26 protein-coding genes and 3 tRNA genes are annotated in these 24,589 nt (G+C 73.4%); 12 read left to right on the forward strand and 17 right to left on the reverse strand.

Features of this window, described 5'->3' with window-relative positions; translation table 11 throughout:
* The first annotated feature begins 92 nt into the window (after window positions 1-92).
* Window positions 93-467 (forward strand): hypothetical protein, encoded by a 375-nt coding sequence (locus ACIP64_RS06650; RefSeq protein WP_401582581.1) that lies wholly within the window; start codon window positions 93-95, stop codon window positions 465-467.
* Window positions 468-938: 471 nt separating this feature from the next.
* Here the strand turns inward: ACIP64_RS06650 and ACIP64_RS06655 are convergent, their stop codons facing one another.
* Both ACIP64_RS06655 and ACIP64_RS06660 read right to left on the reverse strand, forming a co-directional pair.
* A complete protein-coding gene (locus tag ACIP64_RS06655) occupies window positions 939-1,802 on the reverse strand; it encodes an SMP-30/gluconolactonase/LRE family protein (protein WP_401582583.1) in 864 nt (287 codons plus the stop codon).
* Complete coding sequence (locus ACIP64_RS06660; RefSeq protein ID WP_401582584.1) at window positions 1,799-2,575, reverse strand: IclR family transcriptional regulator; 777 nt, start codon at window positions 2,573-2,575, stop codon at window positions 1,799-1,801. The genes ACIP64_RS06655 and ACIP64_RS06660 overlap by 4 nt, the downstream gene beginning before the upstream one ends.
* Before the next feature lie 294 nt (window positions 2,576-2,869).
* On the opposite strand from ACIP64_RS06660, the gene ACIP64_RS06665 reads away from it, so the two are divergent.
* Window positions 2,870-3,238, forward strand: coding sequence for a chaplin (locus ACIP64_RS06665; RefSeq protein ID WP_401582585.1), 369 nt, complete (start codon window positions 2,870-2,872; stop codon window positions 3,236-3,238).
* A 74-nt stretch (window positions 3,239-3,312) separates the two neighbouring features.
* Here ACIP64_RS06665 and ACIP64_RS06670 read toward each other — a convergent pair whose 3' ends face one another.
* A complete protein-coding gene (locus tag ACIP64_RS06670; protein WP_401582586.1) occupies window positions 3,313-4,584 on the reverse strand; it encodes a S8 family peptidase in 1,272 nt (423 codons plus the stop codon).
* 171 nt (window positions 4,585-4,755) lie between these two features.
* Between ACIP64_RS06670 and ACIP64_RS06675 the strand changes: the two genes are divergently transcribed.
* Window positions 4,756-5,076 (forward strand): chaplin, encoded by a 321-nt coding sequence (locus ACIP64_RS06675; protein WP_401582587.1) that lies wholly within the window; start codon window positions 4,756-4,758, stop codon window positions 5,074-5,076.
* A 1,095-nt stretch (window positions 5,077-6,171) separates the two neighbouring features.
* Here the strand turns inward: ACIP64_RS06675 and ACIP64_RS06680 are convergent.
* The 7 genes from ACIP64_RS06680 to ACIP64_RS06710 form a co-directional block, all read right to left on the reverse strand.
* Complete coding sequence (locus ACIP64_RS06680) at window positions 6,172-7,410, reverse strand: beta-ketoacyl synthase N-terminal-like domain-containing protein (RefSeq protein ID WP_401582588.1); 1,239 nt, start codon at window positions 7,408-7,410, stop codon at window positions 6,172-6,174.
* Complete coding sequence (locus ACIP64_RS06685) at window positions 7,407-8,771, reverse strand: beta-ketoacyl-[acyl-carrier-protein] synthase family protein (RefSeq protein WP_401582590.1); 1,365 nt, start codon at window positions 8,769-8,771, stop codon at window positions 7,407-7,409. Before ACIP64_RS06685 ends, ACIP64_RS06680 begins: the two co-directional genes overlap by 4 nt.
* The gene (locus tag ACIP64_RS06690) at window positions 8,768-9,661 is read right to left on the reverse strand and encodes a cupin domain-containing protein (RefSeq protein WP_401582592.1); all 894 of its coding nucleotides are present in this window, start codon (window positions 9,659-9,661) and stop codon (window positions 8,768-8,770) included. Before ACIP64_RS06690 ends, ACIP64_RS06685 begins: the two co-directional genes overlap by 4 nt.
* 101 nt (window positions 9,662-9,762) lie before the next feature.
* Window positions 9,763-10,221 carry an SRPBCC family protein gene (locus ACIP64_RS06695; protein WP_401582593.1) on the reverse strand — a complete coding sequence of 153 codons (459 nt, stop codon included), beginning with the start codon at window positions 10,219-10,221 and terminating at the stop codon, window positions 9,763-9,765.
* A 61-nt stretch (window positions 10,222-10,282) separates the two neighbouring features.
* The gene (locus tag ACIP64_RS06700) at window positions 10,283-10,468 is read right to left on the reverse strand and encodes a hypothetical protein (protein ID WP_401582595.1); all 186 of its coding nucleotides are present in this window, start codon (window positions 10,466-10,468) and stop codon (window positions 10,283-10,285) included.
* A gap of 28 nt (window positions 10,469-10,496) precedes the next feature.
* Complete coding sequence (locus ACIP64_RS06705; RefSeq protein WP_401582596.1) at window positions 10,497-11,303, reverse strand: family 1 encapsulin nanocompartment shell protein; 807 nt, start codon at window positions 11,301-11,303, stop codon at window positions 10,497-10,499.
* Window positions 11,300-12,331 carry a Dyp-type peroxidase gene (locus tag ACIP64_RS06710; protein WP_401582597.1) on the reverse strand — a complete coding sequence of 344 codons (1,032 nt, stop codon included), beginning with the start codon at window positions 12,329-12,331 and terminating at the stop codon, window positions 11,300-11,302. Before ACIP64_RS06710 ends, ACIP64_RS06705 begins: the two co-directional genes overlap by 4 nt.
* 145 nt (window positions 12,332-12,476) lie before the next feature.
* On the opposite strand from ACIP64_RS06710, the gene ACIP64_RS06715 reads away from it, so the two are divergent.
* From ACIP64_RS06715 to ACIP64_RS06725, 3 genes are all read left to right on the forward strand, one after another.
* Window positions 12,477-13,133 carry a YoaK family protein gene (locus ACIP64_RS06715; RefSeq protein ID WP_401582599.1) on the forward strand — a complete coding sequence of 219 codons (657 nt, stop codon included), beginning with the start codon at window positions 12,477-12,479 and terminating at the stop codon, window positions 13,131-13,133.
* A 283-nt stretch (window positions 13,134-13,416) separates the two neighbouring features.
* A complete protein-coding gene (locus ACIP64_RS06720) occupies window positions 13,417-15,132 on the forward strand; it encodes a PHP domain-containing protein (protein WP_401582600.1) in 1,716 nt (571 codons plus the stop codon).
* On the forward strand, window positions 15,129-15,773 hold the full coding sequence (locus tag ACIP64_RS06725) for a hypothetical protein (protein ID WP_401582601.1): 645 nt from the start codon (window positions 15,129-15,131) through the stop codon (window positions 15,771-15,773). Before ACIP64_RS06720 ends, ACIP64_RS06725 begins: the two co-directional genes overlap by 4 nt.
* A 43-nt stretch (window positions 15,774-15,816) precedes the next feature.
* On the opposite strand, the gene ACIP64_RS06730 is transcribed toward ACIP64_RS06725, so the two are convergent.
* The gene (locus ACIP64_RS06730; protein WP_401582603.1) at window positions 15,817-16,731 is read right to left on the reverse strand and encodes an NmrA family NAD(P)-binding protein; all 915 of its coding nucleotides are present in this window, start codon (window positions 16,729-16,731) and stop codon (window positions 15,817-15,819) included.
* Window positions 16,732-16,908: 177 nt separating this feature from the next.
* Between ACIP64_RS06730 and ACIP64_RS06735 the strand changes: the two genes are divergently transcribed.
* The 3 genes from ACIP64_RS06735 to ACIP64_RS06745 all read left to right on the forward strand — a co-directional run bounded on the left by ACIP64_RS06735 (window position 16,909) and on the right by ACIP64_RS06745 (window position 18,940).
* A complete protein-coding gene (locus tag ACIP64_RS06735; protein ID WP_360906700.1) occupies window positions 16,909-17,067 on the forward strand; it encodes a hypothetical protein in 159 nt (52 codons plus the stop codon).
* A gap of 116 nt (window positions 17,068-17,183) precedes the next feature.
* On the forward strand, window positions 17,184-18,419 hold the full coding sequence (locus ACIP64_RS06740) for a glycoside hydrolase family 88 protein (protein ID WP_401582605.1): 1,236 nt from the start codon (window positions 17,184-17,186) through the stop codon (window positions 18,417-18,419).
* Window positions 18,420-18,529: 110 nt separating this feature from the next.
* A complete protein-coding gene (locus ACIP64_RS06745; protein WP_401582606.1) occupies window positions 18,530-18,940 on the forward strand; it encodes a hypothetical protein in 411 nt (136 codons plus the stop codon).
* 32 nt (window positions 18,941-18,972) lie between these two features.
* Here the strand turns inward: ACIP64_RS06745 and ACIP64_RS06750 are convergent, their stop codons facing one another.
* The 6 genes from ACIP64_RS06750 to ACIP64_RS06775 all read right to left on the reverse strand — a co-directional run bounded on the left by ACIP64_RS06750 (window position 18,973) and on the right by ACIP64_RS06775 (window position 20,735).
* A complete protein-coding gene (locus tag ACIP64_RS06750) occupies window positions 18,973-19,200 on the reverse strand; it encodes a hypothetical protein (RefSeq protein WP_401582607.1) in 228 nt (75 codons plus the stop codon).
* Between the two features lie 240 nt (window positions 19,201-19,440).
* Window positions 19,441-19,638: a hypothetical protein gene (locus ACIP64_RS06755; RefSeq protein WP_401582608.1), complete on the reverse strand. Its 198-nt coding sequence runs from the start codon at window positions 19,636-19,638 to the stop codon at window positions 19,441-19,443.
* Between the two features lie 56 nt (window positions 19,639-19,694).
* The gene (locus tag ACIP64_RS06760) at window positions 19,695-19,973 is read right to left on the reverse strand and encodes a hypothetical protein (protein ID WP_401582609.1); all 279 of its coding nucleotides are present in this window, start codon (window positions 19,971-19,973) and stop codon (window positions 19,695-19,697) included.
* 363 nt (window positions 19,974-20,336) lie between these two features.
* Window positions 20,337-20,410: transfer RNA gene (locus ACIP64_RS06765), tRNA-Ile, on the reverse strand.
* A 165-nt stretch (window positions 20,411-20,575) separates the two neighbouring features.
* A tRNA-Asn gene (locus ACIP64_RS06770) sits at window positions 20,576-20,648 on the reverse strand.
* A gap of 14 nt (window positions 20,649-20,662) precedes the next feature.
* Window positions 20,663-20,735, reverse strand: a tRNA-Asn gene (locus tag ACIP64_RS06775).
* A 179-nt stretch (window positions 20,736-20,914) separates the two neighbouring features.
* Between ACIP64_RS06775 and ACIP64_RS06780 the strand changes: the two genes are divergently transcribed.
* The 3 genes from ACIP64_RS06780 (at window position 20,915) to ACIP64_RS06790 (ending at window position 24,573) form a co-directional block, all read left to right on the forward strand.
* Window positions 20,915-21,211, forward strand: coding sequence for a YtxH domain-containing protein (locus ACIP64_RS06780; RefSeq protein ID WP_360906713.1), 297 nt, complete (start codon window positions 20,915-20,917; stop codon window positions 21,209-21,211).
* 62 nt (window positions 21,212-21,273) lie between these two features.
* A complete protein-coding gene (locus ACIP64_RS06785; protein ID WP_401582611.1) occupies window positions 21,274-22,728 on the forward strand; it encodes an FGGY family carbohydrate kinase in 1,455 nt (484 codons plus the stop codon).
* Between the two features lie 102 nt (window positions 22,729-22,830).
* Window positions 22,831-24,573 carry an ABC transporter ATP-binding protein gene (locus tag ACIP64_RS06790; RefSeq protein ID WP_401582613.1) on the forward strand — a complete coding sequence of 581 codons (1,743 nt, stop codon included), beginning with the start codon at window positions 22,831-22,833 and terminating at the stop codon, window positions 24,571-24,573.
* The last annotated feature ends 16 nt before the right edge of the window (window positions 24,574-24,589 follow it).

Genomic DNA, 24,589 nt, shown 5'->3' on the forward strand with positions numbered 1-24,589 from the left:
CCGGCTCACCGCGCCGGACGCCGTCGCCGAAGGGCTCGACGAGGCTGATGCCGAGGCGACGGGCGGCGACCCGTCAGCTGCACCACCACAGGATGCGGGTGCAGGTGGGCGACGGCGTCGAGGACGGGGGCGGCGGGGGCGCGCTGGCCGGGTTCGAGGCCGGGCTGGAGGAACCCGAACCGCCGCCGCTGCCGCCGGGGGCGGTCGGCGGCCCGGAGGTCGCCGGGTTCTGGCTCACCGCGCCGGACGCCGTCGCGGTCGGCGAGCCCTTGCCGCTCGCCGAAGGACTCGACGACGCCGAGGCACTGGACGAAGCCGAGGCCGAGGCGGAGGAGGCGTCGGACGCGGGCTTCGTGGTGACGCTCGCCGCCGAGGAGGCGTGCGCCGAGGACGTCGCACCCGGTGAGGCGCTCGGGCTGGGCACCTCGTCGGAACCGGCGGACTGGGTCCGGTCACCGGTGACATAGCCGGCCAGCGGCAGTTCGGCGACGCTCCAGCCGACCAGCACGATCGCGGCACCGATCAACGTGCCCACCAGCAGGCGGGACTTGCGCCGGGTGCGAATGCTGCGGGTGCGGTTGCGCCGGCCGGAGCGGCGCGGCGCCGCCGGGTCGCCGCCGCGGGCCGCCGCGCGGCGGCGCTCGGCCCGGCCGGGCGCGACGGTCTCCATCGCCTCGGTGTCGGCGGACGCGGCCTGCGCCGCGGGCACGCCGCCGGAACCCTTCTCACCGAGCTGGTGGGCGGGCGCTCCGCACCCCGGGCAAGACAGGGCGCCGTTGATGTGCCGTCGGCAGGCTGCGCAGTAGTCCATCGTCCGGGCAGCGTATGTGAGGCACTGGTACGACGTACACATGAGCCGTTCGTCGAACTGGTGAAACCTCTGTGAAAGCCGGGACATGCGGGTTTAGGAACCCGATCAGCCCTGAATTCCGCTCCAATCAGCCCGCATACGGCACTTCGGGCATACCCTGCCCGGCTCCGGGCAGCACCAGCAGCGACCCGGCCAGCGGCCGGGCGGCCAGCTCCCGCTCCCCCAGCCCGGTCCGCGCCGAGGTGATGTAGAGGTCGGTGAGGTGCGGCCCGCCGAAAGCGCAGGCCGTCGGCCGCCGCACGGGCACCTCCACCACCCGGTCCAGGGCGCCGCGCGGGGTCCAGCGGCGCACCGCGGCCCCGTCCCACAGCGCCACCCACACGCAGCCGTCGGCGTCCACGGTGAGCCCGTCGGGGAAGCCCGCGCCCTCCTCGACCACCGCGAACGGGCGCCGCTTGCGCACCTGCCCTGTGTCGGGGTCCACGTCGAAGACGTCGATCCGGCGGGTGGGGCTGTCCACGTAGTACATGAGCGAGCCGTCGGGGCTCCAGCCGGTCCCGTTGCTGACGGCCACGTCGTCCAGGACCGTTTCGACCGTGCCGTCGGCGGCCACCCGGGACAGCGTCCCGCCGCCGGGCGCCTCGTCGTAGCGCATGGTGCCGGCCCACAGGGCGCCGGACGCGTCGACCGCGGCGTCGTTGGCCCGCCGCCCCGGCACCGGCTCGCGGTGCAGCCAGCGGAAGGCGCCGTCGGCGTCGTACACCGCCACGCCGTCACGGAGGTTGACCACGATGCCGCCGCCCGCGCGCGGCTTGGCGGCGCCGACGTGCTGCCCGGTCGCCAGGACCGAGGTCCGGCCGTCCAGCGGGTCGTACCCGTGCACGCGGGAGGCGAGGATGTCCACCCAGAGCAGTCGGGCACCGGCCGCGTCCCAGGTCGGCCCCTCACCGAGCGACGCCCCTGCGGCGAGGGCGAGTTCGACGCCGCTCATCGCATACCGCCGCGGTGGCCGAGGCGCTCGGAGAGCTCGGCGGCCCCCTTGACCGCCAGGCCCTCCAGCTCCGTCAGGCGCTCGTCGCTCCACCGGACCATCGGCACGGAGATGCTGAGCGCCGCCACCACGTGCCCGGCGGAGTCCCGCACCGGGGCGGCCACGCAGGAGACGTCGGGGTTGGACTCGCGCTGCTCGACGGCGATGCCGCGCTCGCGCACCAGGTCCAGCTGGCGGCGGAGTTCACGCGGCGAGGTGATGCTGTGCGGGGTCATCGCGGTCAGCGGGCGGTCGTCGGGGAAGCGGTCGTCGATCGCGGCGGCGGGCAGCGCGGCGAGCAGCATCTTGCCGACCGAGGTGCAGTGCGCGGGCAGCCGCCGGCCGGCCGCGGAGACCATCCGCACCGCGTGGGTGCTGTCGACCTTGGCGATGTAGATGACGTCGGTACCCTCGAGCACCGCCACGTGCACCGTCTCGTCGCAGGTCTCGGCGACGGACCGGGCGACCTGCTGCCCCTCGGCGGCCAGGTCCAGCTGCTCGGCGTAGCGGCTGCCCAGTTGGTACGTGCGCACGCCGAGCCGGTAGCGGCCGGCCTGCCCCGGCAGCGGGACGAGGTAGTTGCGCGCGGCCAGTGTCGTCACCAGCTCGTGCACGGTGGTGCGCGGGAGCTCCAGCCTGCGGGTGATCTCCGGCGCGGACATCGTGCCGTCCCCCTCGAGGAAGAGTTCCAGGATGTCCAGCGCTCTGGTCACCGCGGGTACGAGACGTCCCATCTCTGCTCGCTCTCTCCGAGCGGTCGTTCACGGCCGTTCTCGGCTGTTCGAGATTCCGAAAAGCGATCGGTATCGCGAACGCAGCGTATCCGCGCCGGGGCGGGCCGGGCAATGGCCGCGCACCGTGCACACGCGACACCAGGGGCACGTCCGAACGACTGGCCCACCTGACGATCCATCACCCAGTGTGCTTATCTGACAGGACTATATGGGTGATGGTTCGCATCTCCGGACATCAGCAGGCGTTGATTCGGTCACGACGTTTGGAGTCGGACCGATCCGAAGGGAATAAAAGTGAACCGCTTCACCAAGGTCGCCATCTCGACCATCATCGCCGGGGTCACCGTTTTCGGCGCCAGCACGGCGGCTGTCGCCGGTGGCAACGACAACCGCGGCGGCGGTTTCGGCGGCGGCCGTAACTTCGGCCACGGCGGTGGCTACGGCGGTGGCTACGGCCACGGCGGTGGCTACGGCAACGGCTTCGGCGGCTTCGGCCGCGGCGGCGGTGCCCACGCGCGGGGCGCCGCCATCGGCTCGCCCGGCATCCTGAGCGGCAACGTCGTCCAGGTGCCGATCAACATCCCGATCAACGTCTGCGGCAACGGCATCGGCATCATCGCCCTGCTGAACCCGACGGCCGGCAACGTCTGCATCAACAGCTGACGCAGTCCTACTGTCTCGATCGAGGCCGCCGGAGGATTCCTCCGGCGGCCTCGTCGCGCTCTCCGCCCGCCGTGTCACAGGCCGTTGGTGAAGGCGGCGAGCCGGACCGTGCCGAACCCCCCGTCCAGCGGGACATTGCGGATCGCGTGCTCGCCCAGCCACGCCGACAGCGCCGCGAAGGACGCGTCGCCGTAGGTGTCCTTGTACAGCGCGGCGATCCCGGTGACATGCGGGGCGGCCATCGACGTGCCGTCCATGTCGCGGAAGCTGCCGTTGAGGTACGCGGACAGGATGCCCGTGCCGGGCGCGTGGATGTCCACGCACGTGCCCCAGTCGCTGAACCAGGCCCGGCGGTCCTCCTGGTCGATGGCGCCGACGGTGAAGGCGCCCGGCGAGGAGGCCGGGGAGACGAAGCAGGCGTTGATGTTGTCGTTCCCGGCCGCCACCACCGGGAAGACCCCCGTCCTGGACAGCGCCTCCACCGCGCGGTTCACCGCCAGGGACCAGCGTCCGGCGAACGACAGATTGGCCACGGCGGGACGCTTCGCGTGCCCGGCCACCCAGTCGATGCCCGCGAGGATCACCGAGTTCGCGGTCCGCCCCACGCAGGGGAAGACCCGCACCGACACCAGCGACACCTTGCGCGCGACCCCCGTGTAGCTGCCGCCGACCGTGCCCGCCACATGCGTGCCGTGGCCGTTGCAGTCCCCGCCGTCCAGGCCGTCGCCGATCGCGTCGTACCCGGGCACCGCGCGGCCGCCGAAGTCCGGGTGCGAGAACTCGATGCCGCTGTCGACGACATACGCCGTCACCTTGGCCCCCGTCGCCTTCACGGAGAACCCGGTACCGCCGAGCGCCCGGTTGTTGATGCGGGTCAGCCCCCAGGGCGTGAAACCGCCCATGCGGAGCGCGGAGGCGGACGGCAGGGGGGCCGGGGTCTCCTCCGGCAGGTCCACGGGCCCGCCGTCCGGGCCGCCGGAGTACGGCGGTTCGAGGTCGCTGTCCGCGGGGGCGTCCTCGCCGGGCGGCACGTTCACCATCGCGTCCTGCTCCACCTCGTCCACCCCGGCCGCGGTGCGCGCCTTCTCCGCCTGGGCCTGCGTCAGCTGCGCCGCGAAGCCGGTCAGTGCGTGCCGGTAGGTGAAGAGCGGCGTGGCCCCGAGCCCGCCGAGCACCGCGTCGGGCGAGGCGCCCGGCTTCAGCGTGACGATGTACCGCCCGGGTATCGCCCCCGGTGGGCCGGGCCGGGGCTCGGCGGCACCGGGTGCCGCGGGCAGGGCGAGGGCGAGGACCGGCAGGACGGCTATGAGGGCGGCGGACGCGGTCCGCCGCAAGGACAGGCGCATGTGCGGGGCTCCTTGACGGCTCGGTGGATCGGACGGCCCCCCGGACCCCTGGTTATCAGCTGGTATTCCCGCCCGCTCGGCCCGGACGGCTATCCGGGTGACGCTCCGCATCCGCGACGCGGGGGCTTCGTTGACCAGTCGGCAGGCAGTGATCAATGAAAGGAACAGCTCGTGAAGCGTTTTTCGAAGGCAGCCGTCCTGACCGTCGCGGCGGGCGCCGCGGTCCTCGGCAGCGCGGGCGGAGCCCTTGCCGACGGCGGCTACGGCGGCGGTTACGGTGGCGGCCACGGCGGTGGCTTTGCGGGCGGCTACGGCGGCTTCGGCCGCGGCGGTGCGCACGCGGACGGCGCCGCGATCGGCTCCCCCGGCGTGGTCAGCGGCAACGCGATCCAGGTCCCGGTGAACATCCCGGTCAACGTCTGCGGGAACAGCGTCAACCTCCTGCTCTCGCTGGTCAACCCGACCGTCGGGAACGTCTGCATCAACTCCTGACGGCACCCCCCTCGCCGGCGCACTCTCCCGCGCGGCCCTGTCCGTCCCCGCCATCGGCAGCGCCGCGGCCCTCCCGCTCCCGGCCTTGGCCAACGACGTCCACGGCCGCGCGAAGGTGCACCGCCCGAAGCGGCGGCATCGGCGATCCCCGACTACGGCCGCCCCACACCCGTGGGGCGGCCGTCGTCGTGCCCGGGCGCTCCGCTCGGGCCTCGCGCCAACGTCCGGGCGCCAACGCGCGGTTGAAGCCTCCGCTCCACCCATCCGTCCCGACCGCCACTGGCAGACGCCCCGAGACCCCAGGGGACGGCCGCCATCGCCCCCGGCGGCTTGTGCGGGCCTCGCCAACGCTTCCGCACAGCCACGCTGTTGAAGCCATCCGCACCTGGAGCCACCACCGGCGCCGACGGCAGTCGGCCCGGCCCCCCCCGTCGGCCGCCGCCCTGGACGGCCTGCACGGGCTTCGCCAACGCCCCTGTACAACCACGCTGTTTAAGCCGTCCGCCGTGCAAGCCACCGCCGGCGCCGACAGCTCGGCCCCGCACCCGTCAGGCATACGCGGGCGCCGGCCCACGCGGCACTCCCCCCAAGGCCCTTGCTCGACCGTACGGTTGAAGCACCCGGCCGCCCCCCGCAGGCACCACGGCAAGACGCACCGCGGGCCCATGGTCCCGGACGGCCCACCCGCGTCCCTCCAACGCCCTGCCACGACCGTGCTGTTGAAGCCGCCGCGCCGGGAGACACGACCAGCACGGGAGGCAGTCAGCCCGGCCCCGCCGCCACCGGCAGGCGCCGCCGATCCCGTGGGACTGCCGCCCTCCGTCACCCGCCCGCACCGTGAGCCAGCACCAGCACCGGAAGCAGTCAGCCCCGCGCCGCACCCGTCGGGCGTCCGCCGTCGCCCCAGGCGGCACACACCGCGCGACCGCGCTGTTGAACACGCGGCCGGCCCGGCCGCGACTGGCAGGCGCCAAGGCAGAGCGCATCGCGGTCCCGTGGAACGGAAGCCGTTGCCCCGCCCCCGCACAACCGCGCTGGTGCAACCGCCCGCACCGCGAGCCACCGCCGGCACCGGAAGCAGGAGGCCCACGGGCCTCACCCCAACGACCCCAGCACCACCGCGCTGTTGAAGCCGCCCGTGCCGCGGGCCACCACCAGTGCCGTGCGCAGGTGGTCCGGGCGGTGCCAGCGGGTGACCAGGCGGAGCCCGTACCGGTCCCGGCAGGTCGCCTCGTCCGCGCCGCGGGTGGGGGGGATCAGGCCCGTGCGCAGGGAGAGCGCGGCGGTGGCGGCGTCGAGTGCGCCCGCGCCCGACACGAGGCGGCCGACCGCCGCTTTCGGGACCGTCACCGGGAGCGCGGCCAGCCGGTCGCCGAAGACCCGGCGCAGAGCGGCGGCCTCGGCGGCGTCGCCGTCCGGGTCCGCCGCGCCGTCGGCGAAGACCACGTCCACGTCCTGCGGTTCGCGGCCGGCCTGCTCCAGGGCGGTGGTCATCGCCCGCGCGAGCTGTGCGCCGTCGGGGGCGGGCAGGGTGTGGTGGTACGCGTCGTGCGTGGCGGCGTGCCCGAGCAGTTCGGCGTAGGCGAGCCGGCCGCGTTCCGCGGCGTACGCCTTCTCCTCCAGCACCATCAGCGCGCCGCCCTCGCCGGGCACAAAGCCGGAGGCGTCGGGGCTGAACGGCAGGTAGGCGCGGTCGGGATCGGTGCCCCGGTGCACGGTCGGCAGGGTCGCCTGGCAGGCCAGCGCGTACGGGGACAGCGGCGCCTCGGTCCCGCCGACGAGCACGGCCTTGCTGCCGCGGCGCAGCAGCCGCCACGCCTGCTTGAGCGCGTCGAGGCCGCCCGCCCCGTCGGAGGCGACGACCCCGCAGCCGCCGGTGAATCCGTGCCGGATGGAGATCTGCCCGGTGCTGGCCGCGTAGAAGGACGCCGCCGGTCCGCGGGCGGCCGTCCTGCCGGACCGTCCGGCCAGCAGGTGGTGGAGTTCGCGCTGCCCGTACTCGTTGCCGCCCGAGCCGCCCGCGGTGACCACCGACAGATGGAACGGGGGATGGTCGGCCGGTTTGAGGGCGGCGTCGGTCAGCGCCATCTCGGCGGCGGCCAGGGCGAACCAGGTCCACCGGTCGGTCTGCGCCCGCAGCCGGTCGCCGATCCACTCGCCCGCGTCGAAGCCGGTGATCTCACCGGCCACAACGACCGGGGAGCGGCCGGCGTCCGGTCGGCCCAGCGGGCGCAGGCCGTTGCGCCCGGCGAGGGTGGCCCGCCAGTAGGGGCCGGTGCCGATGCCGGTGGGGGCGATCACGCCGATGCCGCTGACGACCGCGCGCGTGGTCATGCCGCCGCCTCGTCCCGGTCGGCACGGTTGTCCCGGTCGGCACGGCCGTCGCGTTCCGCGACCCCGCGCGCGCCCGCGTCGCGCCCGTCCGCGTCCAGGGCGGAGAAGACCATCGCCGACTGGAAGCCGCCGAAGCCGCTGCCGACCGACAGCGCGTGCCGCACCCGCTGCTCGCGGGCGAAGACGGGCGTGTAGTCGAGGTCGCACAGCGGGTCGGGGTGGACCAGGTTCGCCGTCGGCGGGATCTTGCCGCGGCTGATGGCCAGGGCGCACGCGGCCGTCTCCAGGGCGCCGATCGCGCCGAGGGAGTGGCCGATGACCGACTTGATGGAGCTGATCGCCACCTTCCGCGCGTGCTCGCCGAGGGCCCGCTTGTAGGCGGCGGTCTCGTGGCGGTCGTTCTGCGTGGTGCCGGAGCCGTGGGCGCTGATGTAGTCCAGTTCCTCGGGGGAGATGCCGGCCTCGGACATGGCGGTGATGATGGCCTCGCTCAGCTCGTAGCCGTCGGGACGCAGCCCGGTCATGTGGTAGGCGTTGGCCCGGTTGTCGTAGCCGCGGACCTCGCAGTAGACGCGGGCGCCGCGGGCGACGGCGCGCTCCATCTCCTCCAGGACGAGCACGGCGCCGCCCTCGCCGAGGACGAACCCGCTGCGGCGCGCGTCGAAGGCGGTCGCCGCGCGCCCGGGGTCGCCGTCGAAGTCGGTGGTGGCGCGGACCGCGTCGAAACAGGCCACCGTGACGGGCGAGATGGGCGCGTCGCCGGCACCCGCGAGCACCACGTCGGCCTCGCCGTCGCGCAGGGTCTGGAAGGCGTGGCCGATCGCGTCGATGCCCGAGGTGCAGCCGGTGGAAACGACGACGGAGGGGCCGTGCAGCCCGTAGCGCAGGGACAGTTCGGCCGCCGCGGAGGAGGGGTGCATGGCCCGGTGCAGGAAGGGGACGCCGTACTCGGCGCGCACCTCCCAGTCGCGGCCGCCGTCGCTGGCGACGGCGTACTCCTCCTCCAGGGTGGCGGTGGCGCCCGCGGCGGTGCCGAGGCACACCCCGATCCGGTCGGTGTCCTCCTCCTGCGGCGTGATGCCGCTGTCGGCGAGCGCCTCCGCGGCGGCCACCAGGGCGAACTGCGCGTAGCGGGCGTTGCGGCGCACCTCCTGCGGGGTGAGCCCGGCCGCGACCGGGTCGAAGTCGGCCTCGGCGGCGATCTGCGAGCGGTAGCCGGAGGCGTCGAAGCGGCTGATCCGGCGGACCGCCGGCTGCCCCCCGACGATCCGCCGCCAGAACGCCTCCCGCCCGGCGCCGCCGGGTGCGACCGCGCCGACGCCGGTGACCACGACGCGGCGCGCGGCCGGGCGTCCCGTCACCGGTCGACCAGTTCGCGGCCCGGCTCCGACGGGCCCTCGGTGACGGCGGCCTGCGCCACGGCGGCCGCCTCCTCCCGGCTCTCGGTGTTGACGTGGCCGAGGTCGGGGCGGGGCGCCAGCGGGCTCAGGAAGAACACCGCGCGTCCGACCGCGCCGGAGGCGTTCACCACGCGGTGCCGCACCTCGCGGGGGATGAGCAGGGCCTCGTTGGCGGCGACGCTGCGTGGCACGCCGTCGAGGTCGACCCGCAACTCGCCCTCCACGACGACCAGGTACTCCTGCGAGTAGGGGTGGTAGTGCTCGGCCACCGCCTCGCCGGGGCCGACCGTGACCATGCCGCAGAAGCCGTCCGTCGTGCCGACGGAACCCGTCGCGAGCAGGGTGCGGATGTCGCCGCCGCGGCGCGTGTCGGCCGGTACGTCCAGGGTGCCGACCGGGCGGATGCGGCGGGCCTCCAGGCGCTCCTTGATGAGCTGCATCTGCACCTTGGAGTTGCCGTTGATGCGCTGCCGCATGCCCTCGTCGTCGACGGGCGCGTCGGCCTTCATGCGGAAGTCCTGCACCCAGCGCAACCGCGTGCTCTCCGGGCCCAGTTCCTCGTACTGCCAGAAGATGTTCATGAACTCGAACGGGCCGGTCTCCACCCGCCGCGCCCGCACGGTGCGCGTCACCGGGTCCGCGGTGCGCTCCGAGACCCACGACCAGACGCGGCCCTTCTCGTCCGGGTGCATCGTGAGCCGGAAGCGCACGGTGTCGCCCTCCTGCGCGATGACCTCGGCCGACGCGTACTCGCTGAAGAGCGAGGGCCAGGCGGCGACGTCGTTCGTGCGCAGCCAGACGTACTGCAACGGCGCGTCGATGACGATCTCGTTCTCCGTGTGCGCGCTCATCGTGGGGATTCCTCCAGAAGGGACGGCGAATGATCACACAAACGGTCCCCACCGTGACGGAACGTGTCACGCGCTCCCGGCCCGGTCCACCCGTACGGACGTCAGGCGCGCCGCTCCAGGCGTTCGGCCAGCACCGCGGCCCGTGTCGCCTGCACCGCGCTCGCCTGGGAGGCGGCGAAGCGCAGCAGGCCCGGCGGGGTACTGAGGCGCAGCACGTCGGTGACGACGCTGCCGGAGCCGTCAGCCGCGATGGCGAAGCGGTAGCCCATGCGGACCCGGCCGGGGCTGCGCACCTCGCCGCCGACCGACGCGGTGTCCGGCAGGCCGGCCGGGTCGGCGTTCAACGTGACGTCGATGGCGTTGTCGTGGCGCAGGCCGAGGAACCTGAAGCGCTCCACGGCGGTGTAGCGCACCGTGCCATCGTCCTCGCGGCGCACCTCGCGGACGGCGACCACCAGCGGCGACAGGCCGATGTAGTGCTCCGGTTCCGCCAGGTGCTCGTAGACCTCCCGCGGCGGCGCGGCGATCCGGAAGACATGCGTCAGTTCGGTGGACGGCACGTTCAACCCCCTTGGACGCACGGCGCGTCGGCACCGGCGATCCTCCCAGAAGGGGGCCGGTTCAGGCCCTGTGGTGCGGCGCCTGGCTTCCGTCGACGTGGGTGCCGGGGACCAGCGGCGGCGGGGTGGCGGGGCCCTCGCCGATGACGCCGGCGCCGGGCGGGCCGGCCGCGTGGCGGGTGTGCGGCTCCCGGCGCTCGGGGTGGCGGTGCGGCCAGAGCGACGGTTTCCTGTGCTTTCCGGTCATATCGGTCCGTTACCCGGAACCGGCCGGGCTACGCGGCGGCCGGGGCGAGGGCGACCGCCGCCTCGGCGGTGTGCACCAGGAAGGCCAGCGTCTCCTGGAAGTACAGCCGCACGCTGGTGTCGTCGTGCGACAGGTAGCCGATGGCGACGTCCGAGCCGATGCGCAGTTCGAAGTCGCCGCCGCGCGTCGAGAGCAGGAAGGCCCCGTCGATCGCGGGGGCCCAGACGATCTCGCCGTCCAGGACGCGGGCCAGGTGGGTCTGGATGGGATAGCCGTAGTGCGACGTCTCGTTGACGGCCGTGTACGCCTCCGCGCTGAGCGCGAGCGTGTAGGGGCCGCCCACTCCGGCGAGGCGGAGCGCCGAGACGGCCTGGCTGACGGCGTTGGGGTAGTCCCGCACGTCGGACGGCAAGGTGAGCGGCGGGTTCGACGCGCTCGCGCGGATGCCGTCGATGCCGGCGGCCGCCCAGCCCTCGAAGATCGCCCGGTCCTCGGTGAAGGCCAGCCGCCGGGCGGCGTCCTTGACCGGCTGCCAGTCGGCGTCCTTGGCGCCGCGCTCCACGTCGTCCACCTGGCGGCGGTCGACCGTGAACGGCACCCGCAGCTCGACGACCGGCTGCGAGCGGCGCAGGTGCGCGAGGACGTCCGGCGAGGGCGCCTCCACGTCGGCCAGGTGACCGGTCGTCACCGCGGCCAGTTCGGGCCCCTCGGCCTCGGGGACGTCCACGATCCGGCGGCCCGCGACGTGGCGCTCGAAGGTGCGCCGCGCCTCGTCCTCCAGGTCCGCCCAGGCCGCGTCGGAGATCGGGGCGAGTTCTCGGTGCAGGTTGTTCATGGCGTGGCGGTCTTCCTGAGGTCTCCGATCCCCAGCGACTGCGGGGCCGGTACGGTCGCGGGCACCGCGGTCGCCGCCGGGGCGGGCGGGCCGGGCAGGTCGTCGAGGAAGGCGGCGGGCGGGGCGAAGAACAGGGTGCCGGTCACGGCGGTGGAGAAGTCCAGGATGCGGTCGTAGGACGCCTCGTCGTCGCCGAGGAACATCCTGCGCAGCATCGTCTCGGTGACCTCCGGCGTCCGCGCGTAGCCGATGAAGTACGTCCCGAACTCGGCGCTCCCGACGGTCCCGAAGGGCATGTTGTCGCGGAGGATCTGCCGCTCGGTGCCGTCCGGGTCGACGACCGTGGTGCGGGCGACGTGCGAGTCGGCGGGCTTGACGTCGTCGTCCATCTCGATGTTGCCCATCTTGCTCCGGCCGATGACCAGCTCCTGCTGCTCGACCGTGAGGGCGTTCCAGGCGTCCATGTCGTGCAGGTACTTCTGCACGATCACATAGCTGCCGCCGGCGTGGCCGGGGTCCTCGTCGCCGATCAGGACGGCCGCGGCGGCCTCGGCGCCGACGGGGTTCTCGGTGCCGTCGACGAAGCCCAGCAGGTCGCGGACATCGAGGTAGGTGAAGCCGTGCACCTCGTCGCGGACCGTCACGGCGCCGCGCAGCCGCTCCATGATCTGCACGGCGAGCCCGAAGCACAGGTCCTGCCGGGTGGCCCGGATGTGGAAGAGCAGGTCGCCGGGGGTGGCGGGGGCATGGTGGACGGGCCCGGTCAGCTCCTCGAAGGGGTGCAGGTGGGCCGGCCGCGGCGCGTCGAAGAGGCGGTCCCAGACCTGCGAACCGAGGCCCGCGACGACGCTGAGCCTGCCGCCCGGGGAGCCGAAGCCGATCGAACGCCGGAGGCCGGACAGGTCCTCCAGCAGATCGCGGACGGTGTCCTCACCCCCGTCGTCGACGGTGACGACCAGAAAGATGGCGGAGGTCGTGAGAGGGCTGAGCACCGACTGCGACAGCGCCTCCGGGGAGGGTTCCGCCATCACCACGCTCCTTCGGGTCCGGCCCGGTCCGGCCCGGCCCGTTCCGGACCCGTACCCCTGATCGGCCACGCACCAGTCTGCTCCCCGCGCTTGCGCGGTGCATCCTGACCGGGAAAGGGCACGGCATCGGCGAAGGGCGGCGGACATGAGCGGTGGAGCGGCCGCCGGGCCCGGACGCCTGCTTCCCGCGCTGCTGCTCGCCCTCACCGTGCTGAGCGGGCTGATCGACGCGGTGAGCATCATCGGCCTGGGCCATGTGTTCGTGGCCAACATGACCGGCAACCTCGTCTTCGTCAGCCTCGGCATGGCGGGCGTCTCCGGCTTCTCCCCCGTCACCTCCGTGGTGGCCCTCGGCGGATTCGTCGCCGGCATCCTGATCTGCCGGGCGACGGTGGGCCGGCTGGAGCCGCCGACGGCGCTGGTGCGGGCCGGTGCGGGCTGCGAGGCCGTGCTGCTGGGCACGGCGGCGGGGCTGTCGGCGGTGGGCGTGCCGCACGACGCCCTGGTCGCGATCTGCGCGGTCGCGCTCGGCATGCAGAACGCCATGGCCGGACGGCTGAAGGTCGGCGGACTGACGACGAGCGTGATGACCCGGACCCTGGTCGCCCTGGTCAGTGACGCCGGCGCCCCGAGGCATCCCCGGCCGCTGGCCGTGCGGCAGGCGCTGAGTGTCGTCGCGCTGATCGCCGGGGCCGCGATCGGCGCCCTCGTCGTGCTCCATGTGAGCGCGGCCGCCGCGATCGCGGCCGCGGCGGGCTGCGCGCTGCTGGTCGCGGGGGCGGCGGCGGTCGCCGAGGCCTGAGACCGGGCCCCAGCAGCCCGCGCGCAGCGGGAACGCCCGTGCGGGCCCCGGACCAGCGCGTACGCCCAACTCACGGTAAAAAAGCGGCTGTTCAGACAACCCACGGCCCATCAGCCCCCGGCGTGAGGCGAACTGACACGTTCCGGAACAAGCGACCCGGATCACATGTGGCGTAACTCTCGCCTCCACCTTGCCGGTCCGAAGAATTCATCCAGCCTCCGCAGGCTCTCTTCCTGCACGTCTCCTAACAGCGCGGACCGGCGCTCAGAGCAAGGAGCGAAACATGGGCCACGGCCACCACCACGGACACGACCACAGCCACGGACACCACCACGGGCACGGCGACGCCTCGCAGTCGCTGCCGCCCGCCCTGGACATGTCCGTGCCCGACGAGGAACTGACGCCGAACCAGCTCTCCCGTCGCGGGATGCTGCGGCGCACCGGCCTGCTCGGCGCGGGCCTGGCCGCGAGCGGCGTGCTCGCCGGCGCGGCGACGGGCGCGACGCCCGCCTTCGCGGACGAGAAGACGGGCCGCAGCGGCACCTGGAACGGCGACTTCCTGTGGCTGGCCGGTGACCACCACATCCACACCCAGTACAGCTCCGACGCGAAGTACCGCGTCGCCGACCACGTCCGGCACGCCAACGGCAACGGCCTGGACTGGATGGTCATCACCGACCACGGCAGCGAGCAGCACGCCAAGATCGGTGTGGAGAAGGTCAACCCCGACATCCTCGCCGCGCGCGACGAGGTCGAGGACACCCTGGTCTTCCAGGGCCTGGAGTGGAACATCCCGGGCGCCGAGCACGGCACCGTCTTCGTGCACCCCGGCGCGAACGAGGTCGCGGTGCTCAAGGAGTTCGAGAACTCCTTCGACGGCTCGGTCAAGGGCGCCACGGACAGCACCCCGGCCAACGAGGCGCTGGCCATCGCGGGCCTGAACTTCCTCGCCGACGCCGTCGACCAGCGCCGCGTCCGCGACGCGCTGTTCCTGGCGAACCACCCGGCCCGCAAGGGCCTGGACTCCCCGCACGAGATCCGCGCCTGGCGCGACGCCCAGCCGACCATCGCGGTCGGCATGGAGGGCGCCCCCGGCCACCAGGCCTCCGGCATCCGCGCCCCGCAGGGCCCCGGCGCCGGCCGCGGCGCGTACGACAGCAGCCCGAGCGCCCAGTCCTGGGCCGGCTACCCCCTGGTGAGCTACCGCACCTGGGGCGGCTTCGACTGGATGACCGCCACGGTCGGCGGTCTGTGGGACAGCCTGCTCGCCGAGGGCAAGCCGTGGTGGATCACCGCCAACTCCGACGCCCACAACGTGTACGCGGACAACTCGGTGCGCGGCCCGGGCAGCGACTTCAACGCCAACGGCAAGTACAACGACCCGGTCTACGGCGGCGCGCTCAACCTGACTGACGGCGACTTCTGGCCCGGCCAGTACAGCCGCACCCACGTCGGCGCCGTCAGCTTCTCCTACCGCGCCGTGATGGACGGCATCCGCGACGGCCGCGTCTGGGTCGACCACGGCGGTCTGATCAGCGGTCTCAACGCCCGCCTGAAGGCCGGCGGCGACGAGCAGACCCTCGGCGGCATGCTGCGCATCCGCCGCGGCGACAAGGTCGACCTGATCCTCGAGATCGACCTGGCGAACGGCCCCAACTGGGCGCAGTTCGTGCCGACCCTCGCCCGTGTCGACGTCATCCAGGGCGACGTCACCGGCCGCGCCTCCGACAAGGACACCTTCGCCGCGCCCACCGCCAAGGTCGTGACGTCCTTCGAGGTCAACCAGTCCGTGGGCTCGGTGCGTCTGCGCTGGTCGCTCGGCCGCGTCGACCGCCCGCTGTACGTCCGCCTGCGCGGTACGGACGGCAACCGCAGCGCCGTCGGCCTGAACGGTCCCGCGGTGGACCCGCACGGCCCCGCGATCGACGTCGTGGGCGACGCCGACCCGTGGCGCGACCTGTGGTTCTACACCAACCCGATCTGGGTGCTGCCCGCGTGACGAACGGCACGGTCCTCGGCGTCGACGCCGGAACGTCCGGCCTGCGGGAGGCCGACCACCTGATCCACCATCTGGTGGACCGGCTCGGCCTTCCCGCGGGCACGGTCGCCTGCACCCACCTCATCCGGACCGGCACCCCGCACACGGCGGTGTCGTTCACCCTGCCGGACGAGGAGGGGCCCGCGGCGGCCGAGGCGGCCTGGCGGGCGCTGACCGCTCCGGACGCCGCAGCCGCCGATGAGGGCGCGGACGGGCCGGAGACCGCGGGACCGAAGCCGTGGGGCGTGCATCTGGCCGGCCGCACCCACGGCCCGGCCCCGCTCGCCGCCGCCGCCTCTCAGGCCGCGGAGGAGGCCGCCGCCCGTACCGGCGGCCGCGCCGTGGTCTTCCCCGGCGTGGAACACCTCACCGGCGTGATCACGGTGGCCGATGTGCTCGCGCACACCCCCATCACCGGGCTCATGGTCCTCGGTTCCCCGGCGGACGAGCGGCCCGAGCCCGGCGTCGAGGTCCTCACCAGGGACCACGTCCGCCCGGAGTGGCAGGCCGGCCGGCTCGTCCTGCCGCTGGTCCCCGCCGTCGGCGGGCGCCTCGCCCCCTTCGAGGTGCCCAACCCGACGCCCTGCTGCGCCGACCACTGAGTGCGTGCGGCCCGTCCCGCCCCCGGCCGGGACGGGCCGCACGTCAGGCGAAGACCTCCGGGTGCGCCGCGACGAGTTCCCGGACGCCCGACGCCGGACGCCCGATGAGCTGCTCCAGGTCGCCGGTCGCCCGGTCGTAGCGGTTCTGCGCGTGCAGGCGCGCCATGACGGACAGATGCTGCCGGACGTGCTCCGGCAGCCCCAGCGCGCCCAGATCCTCGGCGACCCACTCCTCGTAGGGGACGTCGACGTACCTGACGGGCCGTCCGAGCACCTCGGAGAACTCCGCCGCGATCGCGTTCATGTCGCGGGACGCCGCCCCAGTCAGCTCGCGGACCTGCCCGATGTGCGGTGCCGGGTCCGCCAGGATCGCCGCGACCGCCTCCCCGACGTCGCGCCCCATGATGGGCGAGGTGCGGCCGGAGCCGAAGGGCAGGCGGATCGTGCCGTCCCGGGTGACCGAGCCGAAACCGGCCGCCAGGAAGATCGGGTTCTCCATGAAGGCGGTCGGCCGGACCTCGGTGACGGGGACCCCGGACCAGTCCATGACCTGCTCCACAAGCCACTGCTGCCGGTGCTGCCGGGAGTCCGAGCCGCCGGTGAGGTCCATCTGGGAGATGGTCATCTGCGACATGTTGACCAGCACCTCCAGCCGGCCGTAGTCACGGGCAACGGCTGCCGCGACCAGGGCGGCCTGGAGGTACTCCGCCGACACGCTCATCCCGAAGTACATCCGCGCGCAGTCGCGCACCGCCTCGGCCACGTCCGCGGTGCTGGTCAGGTCCCCGACGAACACCTCGGCACCGATGGCCCGCAGCGCCTCGGCCCGGTCGTCCTCGCGGCGGACGAACGCGCGCACGGGGAAGCCGCGGTCCCGCAGGACCTCGACCGCGGTGCGGCCGACGCCTCCCACGCTCCCCGCGGCACCGGTCACGAGAATCCTCGGCTTTCCGGGCATCGCCTTCTCCTTCTCCGTGGCTGTGCGGCATCCACAGGATCGCAGTCGCACCCCGCGCCGGCCGGCAACGGCGATCACGGGAGTGTCCCGGTCCGGCGGGGTTCCACAGACCAGGACCCGCACATTAGTGCGAATCACCGATTGGCAGCGGGCCCCTCGGCGCGGTCTCCTGTACGCATGGCACAGAACCCGATCATCCGTTTCACCACCGAACTGATGCGCCTCACCGACGACCTCGACCAGGCGACCGCCGCCGAGTTCGTCCAGCGCGTCTACGCCGCCGGCCGCGAGGACGGCGCAGCCGAGGCCGCGGGGGGCGCGCCGGGAACGGAGTGACGCCCGGGTTCACATACACAAATCCACGCCACGTATATGTACTTCAGCGGGAACGCCGTGCCACGCTTGCCTCGCCTCTTCGTGATCCGTCCCCCCACTCGAAACGGCGGGCACCCATGAGCATCTCCCGGCGACACCTGCTGAGCACCGCGGCCGGCGCCGCGGCCGCGACCACCGTCACCGCACCCTCCGCGCGGGCCGCGTCCTTGCTCCCGGCCCCCGATCCGGCCGAGACCGAGCAGACCCTGCGCGCGGCGGCGGACTACGCCGTGACCAAGCTGCGGGCGGTCGCCCCCGGCGTCACGTCGTTCCCCGTCATCACGAAGTTCGAGAAGTGGACCTACTCCGACAACGGCGACTGGGTCGGCGGCTTCTGGCCCGGCACGCTGTGGATGGCCTGGCTGCACAGCGGCGACGCCCGCTTCCGTTCCCTCGCGCTCGCCGCCGCCGACCGCCTCGCCCCGCGCCGCACCGACACCGGCACGCACGACCTGGGCTTCCTCTTCTCCCCCTCGTGGGTCACCGCCTGGCGGCTCACCGGCGACCCCAAGTGGCGCGACGGGGCGGTCCAGGCGGCGTCCTCGCTCGTCAAGCGGTACAACAGCGCGGGCCGGTTCATCCGCGCCTGGGGCGCGCTGAACGACCCGGCCAATGCGGGCCGCGTGATCATGGACACGATGATGAACCTCGACCTGCTCGCCTTCGCGACCGAGCAGACCGGGGACTCCCGCTACCTCGACGCCGCCACCGCCCACGCACGCACGACCCAGCGCAACTTCCCCCGCCCGGACGGCTCCACACCGCACGTCTACGACTTCGACCCGGCCACCGGCGCCCCGATCGGCCCCAACACGGTGCAGGGCTACAGCCCCGCCTCCTGCTGGTCCCGCGGCCAGGCCTGGGGCGTCTACGGCTTCACCACGATGCACCGGCGCACCGGCGACCCCCAGTTCCTCACCACGGCGGCGAAGCTGGCGGACTACGCGCTCGGCGCCCTCACCCCCGACAACGTCCCCGTCTGGGACTACCTCGCGCCCCAGCAGCCGAACGACGTCAAGGACTCCTCCGCCGGCGCCGTCCTGGCCTGCGGGCTGCTCGACCTCTCCGCCGCCACCGGCCGCACGTCCTACCGCGAGGCCGCGCTCCGCATCCTCACCGCCCTGGCCACCACCTGCCTCACGACCAGGTCCACCCGCGCCCAGGCCGTCCTCGCCCGCGCCACCCGCAACCGCCCCGCCGAGGACGGCGTCGAGGTCTCCGTCCCCTACGGCGACTACTACCTCCTGGAGGGCATCCTCCGCGTCCTGCGCCCCGCCGACGTCGACCGCGCGATCGACCTGTCGTCCGTGTGACGGCCGGGGCGGCGCCCTGCGCAGCCGGGGCCACGGGATCCTCCCCGCCCGCGACACGCGGATGCGCCGACTCGGCCCCCGCACGCCCGGGCCCCGTCACAATGCCGGGCATGCGTACTCACCTGACAGCCGCCGTCCTCGCCGGCGCCGCCCTCCTGCTCGGGCTCACCGCGTGCACCTCCGGCGGCGACGGCAGCGGCGCGCCCGCGGACAGCCACCCGACGTCCTCCCCCACGGCCGCCGGCTCCCCCGTGCCCGACATCGCCGACCTGCTGCCGGACGAGCCCACCGGCGTCGAGCGCACCGCCCTGCTGGCCGCGCTGACGGCCATCGACCCGGCGTACACCAAGGACGCGGACAAGGCGATCGCCAACGCCCGCAACCAGTGCGCGACCATCAGCGGCGGCGGGGACGCGGTCTCGTCGGCCCAGGCCCGCTTCGGCACCGGCGACCACCAGGTCACCGCGGCGCAGGCCGAGGCCGTCAACGCGGCGCTGCGCAAGACGCTCTGCGTGTCCTGACCCCCGCGCGGCACGGGCAGGCGGCCGGGCGCTCAGCCCTCCGAACGACCTTCGGGCAGTTCGTTGTTGCGGCCCAGGGCCTTGCGCCACGCGATGCGGGACGCGAAGCCGAGCCCGACCAGCCAGGCCAAGGAGAAGGGCAGCGCCCAGACGGTCTGGGCCGACACTCCGCGGCTCAGGGTGACGACGATGCCCGCGACGGTCGACAGTGCCATGACACCGAGCACGGTGCCGGCAAGGGTCCAGGGAACGGATTTCATGCCGCGCACCCTAGCCAGCCCGCCACCGCGCCCGATCACGAGGGTGCCGCGCGCAGCCCGGCCAAGTCACCTTTCCCGCAATTCCCTTGGCCCGAACGAAGCAGGCCCCCGCCACGCCGTTGTGGTGGGGGCCGACTCGGGCCGCGGGCTCCGCTGAGGGGGAGGCGCGAAGCCCGCCGCATCCGAGCCTGCCCGAGGCCCGGTCCGCCCGCACCCGGGGCGCCGCCGGGCGGGCGAACGTCACCTGTTGCGGGCGGCACAGCCCTCACGTGCCTTGCCGACGGCCCAGCCCGTGGCCAGGCCGCTGACGATCACGTGCCCCGCATCGACGGCAACGCCGGCGAGCCCGCTCGGGAACCCGGTGATGATCCCGACCACGGCGGACACGGCAAGAGCGCCGAAGAAGAGCGCGGCCAGCGCCCACAGCACGGTTCTCATGACGGCACCCTAGAACGCCGCCGTACGGGGTCAAGGGTGGGCGTCCGCGGGGCTGTTCACCGCCCTGCCCCTCGATCGCTGCTCATGAACTGGGCCGGCAACAGCACGATGACACCGGCCAGCAGGATCGCACTGCCGGCCAAGGTGCCCCAGGCCCGGGCGCCGGGGTCGTTGATCACCCATGCGAACAGCGCCTGCCAGTAGAGCCCGAAAGCAAACACCAACTGGCCGCAGCCGTAGAGGCCCGGACGGCTGACACGGCGCCGGTTCCACGGAACCACCCAGCCCTGGGTGATCCCCGCAACACCGGAGGCGGCAAAGAGCGATGCCAGCACAACGAGAGCTATTCCTAGCCAGAGCTTCACGGTTCCCCCCTGGAAGCCGGACCCCACCGCGATATTCGCGTGATCATGGCACCGGCCATGCCGTACGTCCAGCCTCCCGCACCGCCCTGACCGGTCGGCACGTCCTGGCCCCAACGGCGTCGCCATGGCATGTCCGGGCGAGCGACGGCGATTTCCCCATCAGCCGCGAAGCGGCGACGGCTTGGCCACACGGGCGGCCCCGCTGCCCGGTTGGGCGCGACCGTTCCGCGCCCGGGCCGGCAGGCGATCGGTGCCGCGGGCCGACGGGCCGTGTGCGGGCCCCAGTTGGGGGCTTGGCGCAGGCCGGCTGGATTGCCGACCTGCCGCCCAGGGTGGGGCGGGTGGGACTCGAACCCACGACCGACGGATTATGAGTCCGCTGCTCTAACCGGCTGAGCTACCGCCCCGTACGGCGCGCCTTCACGTGTCGTGCACGCCGTCTGCCGCAGCATAGCTGCTCATACGATCTGTCGCCCTCGCGGGTCACAGACGCACCACCTGGGAGACCTCGATCACCCGGTGATCGGTTCCCGCACACGAAAAAGGACCCCCGAAGGAGTCCTTGATCACCGCTCCCCCGACTGGACTCGAACCAGTAACCTGCCGGTTAACAGCCGGCTGCTCTGCCAATTGAGCTACAGGGGAAAGACTTGCGCGAGCTCCCCCGACTGGACTCGAACCAGTAACCTGCCGGTTAACAGCCGGCTGCTCTGCCAATTGAGCTACAGGGGATTGCTCCGCTTGCACCGAATGTACCCGTTTCCGGCATCCCGGACGGCGTGCGCTCGCTGCGACACATACATTAGCGCAAGGTGGGGGGTGCTCCGCCAACCGGTAACGCCGCGGTTGTCCGCAGGCCACAGCGGGTAGGCGCGGAACACAGCCCCAGAGGACCCACGAGAGGTGGAGCCATGCGCTACCGACTGACGTTCATCAGCGGGATCGCCGTCGGGTACGTGCTCGGGGCGCGGGCCGGCCGCGAGCGGTACGAGCAGTTGCGCAAGAGCGCGCAGCGGATCGCCCAGAACCCCGCGGTGCGGAACACCGTGGAGACCGCCGGGCAGACCGGGCGCGAGGCGGCCGTGAAGGCCGTGGACGCGGTGTCGGCGAAGGTCGGCGACCGGCTGCCGCCCGCGGTGGCCGACCGGGTGCGCCGGCTGCGCGGCAACGGCGGGGACCAGGACGACTGGGGCACCGGCACCACCTGACGGCCGGGGCCGGCCCGGCCCGGTCGCCCTGCGTGCGGCGCGCGTACGGCATGATGCGACGCATGGGGATTGTGGCGGGGATCGACAGCTCCGGTGCCGGTACGACCGTGGTCGTGTGCGACGCGGACAGCGGGGCCGTGCTCCGGCAGAGCCACGCCCCGCATCCGGCGCAGGGGGCGGAGGACGCGGGGGCGCTGACGGAGATCGATCCGGAGGCGTGGCTGCTGTCGCTCGGCGAGGCGGCCAGGAGCGGGATGCTGGAGGGCGTCCAGGCGATCGGCGTGTCGGGGCAGCAGCACGGCCTGCTGGCGCTGGACGCCGGCGGCGCGCTGGTGCGGCCCGCACTGCTGCGGAACGACAAGCGGGCGCAGATACAGGCCGCGGACCTCACCGAGGAACTGGGCGGCAAGGCCGGCTGGGCGGCGGCGGTCGGGTCGGTGCCGCAGGCGGCGTACCCGGTGGCGAAGCTGCGCTGGCTGGCGCAGCACGAGGCGGCCGCGGCCGGGCGCATCGCCGAGGTGCTGCTTCCCCACGACTGGCTGGTCTGGCAGCTGATGGGCCGGCCGCAGCGGCGGACCACCGACCGCGGCGAGGCCTCCGGCACCGGCTACTGGTCGGCGGCCACCGGCCAGTACCGCACCGACATCGTGGAGCGGGCGCTCGGCCACGCGGTGGCGCTGCCGGAGGTGCTGGCGCCGGCCCAGCCCGCCGGACGCACCCCGGAGGGGCTGCTGATCTCGGCCGGCACCGGGGACAACATGGCAGCCGCGCTCGGACTGGGCGTCGGGCCGGGTGACGCGGTGGTGTCACTGGGCGCCGCCGGCACCGTCTTCGCGGTGCACCACCAGGCGCTGAACGACCCGTCCGGCACGATCACCTCCTTCGCGGACGCGACCGGACACCATCTGCCGATGCTGCACACCCGCAACGCCGTACGGGTGCTGCGCGGCACCGCCGATCTGCTGGGCACCGACCTCGCGGGGCTGTCGGAGCTGGCGCTGCGCTCCACCCCGGGCTCGTACGGACTGGTGCTGCTCCCCTATCTGGAGGGTGAGCGCACCCCCGATCTGCCGCACACCGCGGGCACCCTCACCGGCCTGCGGCGCGAGAGCATGAAGCCCGAGCACCTGGCGCGGGCGGCCTTCGAGGGCATGCTGTGCGGGCTCGCGGACGCGCTCGACATGCTGCGCGGGCGGGGTGTGGAGGTGCGCCGGATCTTCCTGCTGGGCCCCGCGGGCGATCTGCCGGCGGTGCGGTCGCTGGCCCCGGCGCTGCTGGGCGCGCAGATCGTGATCCCGCCGCCGGCGGAGTACGCGGCGCTGGGCGCGGCCCGGCAGGCGGCGTGGGCGCTGGCGGTGGCGGAGGGGAAGGGCTCGCCCGAGCAGCCCCCGTACTGGCAGCAGGCGGAGTACGCGGTCGTCGACGCCGGGCCGGACGACGGGGCGATCGGGCACTCGGTGCGGCAGCAGTTCGTCGCGGTGCGTGAGCAGACGCATCCGGGGGCGTTCGGGGGCTGATCCGCTCGGCGCGCGGATGTCCGTCAGAGTCTTTCCGGGTGTGAGGAATGCCCCGGTAAATCGGGTGCCTGTGGCAACCTTCGGACTATAGGGTCAGCGGTCGTGCTGATCCGACTCCTCCGCTCCCACCTGGGCCCGTACCGGCGTTCCATAGCCGTGCTCGTGGTCCTCCAGCTCGTGGCGACCATCGCCATGCTCTACCTGCCCACGCTGAACGCCGACATCATCGACAACGGCGTCGTGAAGGGTGACACGGGCTACATCCTGAAGCTCGGCGGCATCATGGTCGCCGTCACCCTCGCGCAGCTCGCCTGCTCCGTCGGCGCCACCTTCTTCGGCGCCCGTACGTCCATGGCCGTCGGCCGGGACATCCGCGCCTCGGTCTTCGACCGGGTGCAGCGCTTCTCCGCCCGCGAGGTCGGGCAGTTCGGCGCCCCGTCGCTGATCACCCGCTCGACCAACGACGTGCAGCAGGTCCAGATGCTGGTGCTGATGACCTTCACGCTGATGGTCACGGCGCCGATCATGTGCTTCGGCGGCATCGTCATGGCGCTCGGCCAGGACGTTCCGCTGTCCTCCCTGCTGCTCGCGGTCGTGCCCGTGCTGGCGGTCCTGATCGTGCTGCTCGTCCGGAAGCTGCGCCCCCTGTTCCGCGGGATGCAGCAGCGGCTGGACACGGTCAACCGCGTCCTGCGCGAGCAGATCTCCGGCATCCGGGTCATCCGCGCCTTCAACAAGGACGAGTTCGAGCAGCAGCGCTTCGGCAAGGCCAACGACGAACTCACCGACGTCTCGCTGCGCGCGGGGCGGATGATGACGCTGATGTTCCCCATCGCGATGGCGGTGGTGAACCTCACCAGCGTCGCCGTCCTGTGGTTCGGCGCGCACCGCATCGACAGCGGGGGCATGCAGATCGGCGCGCTCACCGCCTTCATCAGCTATCTGATGCAGATCCTGATGTCGATCATGATGGCGACCTTCATGGTGATGATGGTGCCCCGCGCGGAGGTCTGCGCCGAGCGCATCGAGGACGTGCTGGGCACCGAGACCAGCGTCGTGCCGCCCGCGCAGCCCGTACGGCTGCCGGTGCGCCGCGGCGAGCTGGAGCTGCGCGCCGCGGACTTCAAGTACCCGGGGGCCGAGGCCGAGGTGCTGCACGCGATCGGCCTGGTCGCCCGGCCCGGTGAGACCACCGCGGTCATCGGCTCCACGGGCAGCGGCAAGAGCACCCTGCTGGGGCTGGTGCCGCGGCTGTTCGACGCCACGGGCGGCCAGGTGCTGATCGACGGGGTCGACGTCCGCGAACTGGACCCGGTGGACCTCGCCGAGACCGTCGCCCTCGTCCCGCAGAAGCCCTACCTCTTCTCCGGCACCGTCGCCTCCAACCTCCGCTACGGCAACCCGGAGGCGACCGACGAGGAGCTGTGGCAGGCCCTGGAGACCGCGCAGGCGCGGGAGTTCGTGGAGCGGCTCTCCGAGGACGGCTCCGGGCTCGACGCCCCCATCGCGCAGGGCGGCACCAATGTCTCCGGCGGTCAGCGGCAGCGCCTGGCGATCGCCCGGGCCCTGGTCCGCAAACCGCGCATCTACCTCTTCGACGACTCCTTCTCGGCGCTGGACTACGCGACCGACGCCGCCCTGCGGCGCGCACTGGCCCGGCAGACCGCGCAGGCCACGGTCGTGATCGTCGCCCAGCGGGTCAGCACCATCCGCGACGCCGACCGCATCGTCGTCCTCGACGAGGGCCGGGTCGTGGGCACCGGCACCCACCGCGAACTGATGGACGGCAATCCGACGTACCGGGAGATCGTGCTCTCCCAGCTCACCGAGAAGGAGGCCGCGTGAGCGTCCCCACCCCCCG

This window comes from Streptomyces sp. NPDC088733, assembly GCF_044751185.1.
Lineage (GTDB): Bacteria > Actinomycetota > Actinomycetes > Streptomycetales > Streptomycetaceae > Actinacidiphila.

What these genes read in the sequence shown, in the direction of transcription:
- ACIP64_RS06710 (WP_401582597.1), bottom strand. Translation starts at nt 12,331, where the DNA reads ATGGCGGAACCCTCCCCGGAGGCGCTGTCGCAGTCGGTGCTCAGCCCT.
- ACIP64_RS06715 (WP_401582599.1), top strand. Translation starts at nt 12,477, where the DNA reads ATGAGCGGTGGAGCGGCCGCCGGGCCCGGACGCCTGCTTCCCGCGCTG.
- ACIP64_RS06735 (WP_360906700.1), top strand. Translation starts at nt 16,909, where the DNA reads ATGGCACAGAACCCGATCATCCGTTTCACCACCGAACTGATGCGCCTC.
- ACIP64_RS06690 (WP_401582592.1), bottom strand. Translation starts at nt 9,661, where the DNA reads ATGAGCGCGCACACGGAGAACGAGATCGTCATCGACGCGCCGTTGCAG.
- ACIP64_RS06660 (WP_401582584.1), bottom strand. Translation starts at nt 2,575, where the DNA reads ATGGGACGTCTCGTACCCGCGGTGACCAGAGCGCTGGACATCCTGGAA.
- ACIP64_RS06720 (WP_401582600.1), top strand. Translation starts at nt 13,417, where the DNA reads ATGGGCCACGGCCACCACCACGGACACGACCACAGCCACGGACACCAC.
- ACIP64_RS06780 (WP_360906713.1), top strand. Translation starts at nt 20,915, where the DNA reads ATGCGCTACCGACTGACGTTCATCAGCGGGATCGCCGTCGGGTACGTG.
- ACIP64_RS06745 (WP_401582606.1), top strand. Translation starts at nt 18,530, where the DNA reads ATGCGTACTCACCTGACAGCCGCCGTCCTCGCCGGCGCCGCCCTCCTG.
- ACIP64_RS06655 (WP_401582583.1), bottom strand. Translation starts at nt 1,802, where the DNA reads ATGAGCGGCGTCGAACTCGCCCTCGCCGCAGGGGCGTCGCTCGGTGAG.
- ACIP64_RS06650 (WP_401582581.1), top strand. Translation starts at nt 93, where the DNA reads ATGCGGGTGCAGGTGGGCGACGGCGTCGAGGACGGGGGCGGCGGGGGC.
- ACIP64_RS06670 (WP_401582586.1), bottom strand. Translation starts at nt 4,584, where the DNA reads ATGCGCCTGTCCTTGCGGCGGACCGCGTCCGCCGCCCTCATAGCCGTC.
- ACIP64_RS06700 (WP_401582595.1), bottom strand. Translation starts at nt 10,468, where the DNA reads ATGACCGGAAAGCACAGGAAACCGTCGCTCTGGCCGCACCGCCACCCC.
- ACIP64_RS06755 (WP_401582608.1), bottom strand. Translation starts at nt 19,638, where the DNA reads ATGAGAACCGTGCTGTGGGCGCTGGCCGCGCTCTTCTTCGGCGCTCTT.
- ACIP64_RS06740 (WP_401582605.1), top strand. Translation starts at nt 17,184, where the DNA reads ATGAGCATCTCCCGGCGACACCTGCTGAGCACCGCGGCCGGCGCCGCG.
- ACIP64_RS06680 (WP_401582588.1), bottom strand. Translation starts at nt 7,410, where the DNA reads ATGACCACGCGCGCGGTCGTCAGCGGCATCGGCGTGATCGCCCCCACC.
- ACIP64_RS06750 (WP_401582607.1), bottom strand. Translation starts at nt 19,200, where the DNA reads ATGAAATCCGTTCCCTGGACCCTTGCCGGCACCGTGCTCGGTGTCATG.
- ACIP64_RS06705 (WP_401582596.1), bottom strand. Translation starts at nt 11,303, where the DNA reads ATGAACAACCTGCACCGAGAACTCGCCCCGATCTCCGACGCGGCCTGG.
- ACIP64_RS06785 (WP_401582611.1), top strand. Translation starts at nt 21,274, where the DNA reads ATGGGGATTGTGGCGGGGATCGACAGCTCCGGTGCCGGTACGACCGTG.
- ACIP64_RS06730 (WP_401582603.1), bottom strand. Translation starts at nt 16,731, where the DNA reads ATGCCCGGAAAGCCGAGGATTCTCGTGACCGGTGCCGCGGGGAGCGTG.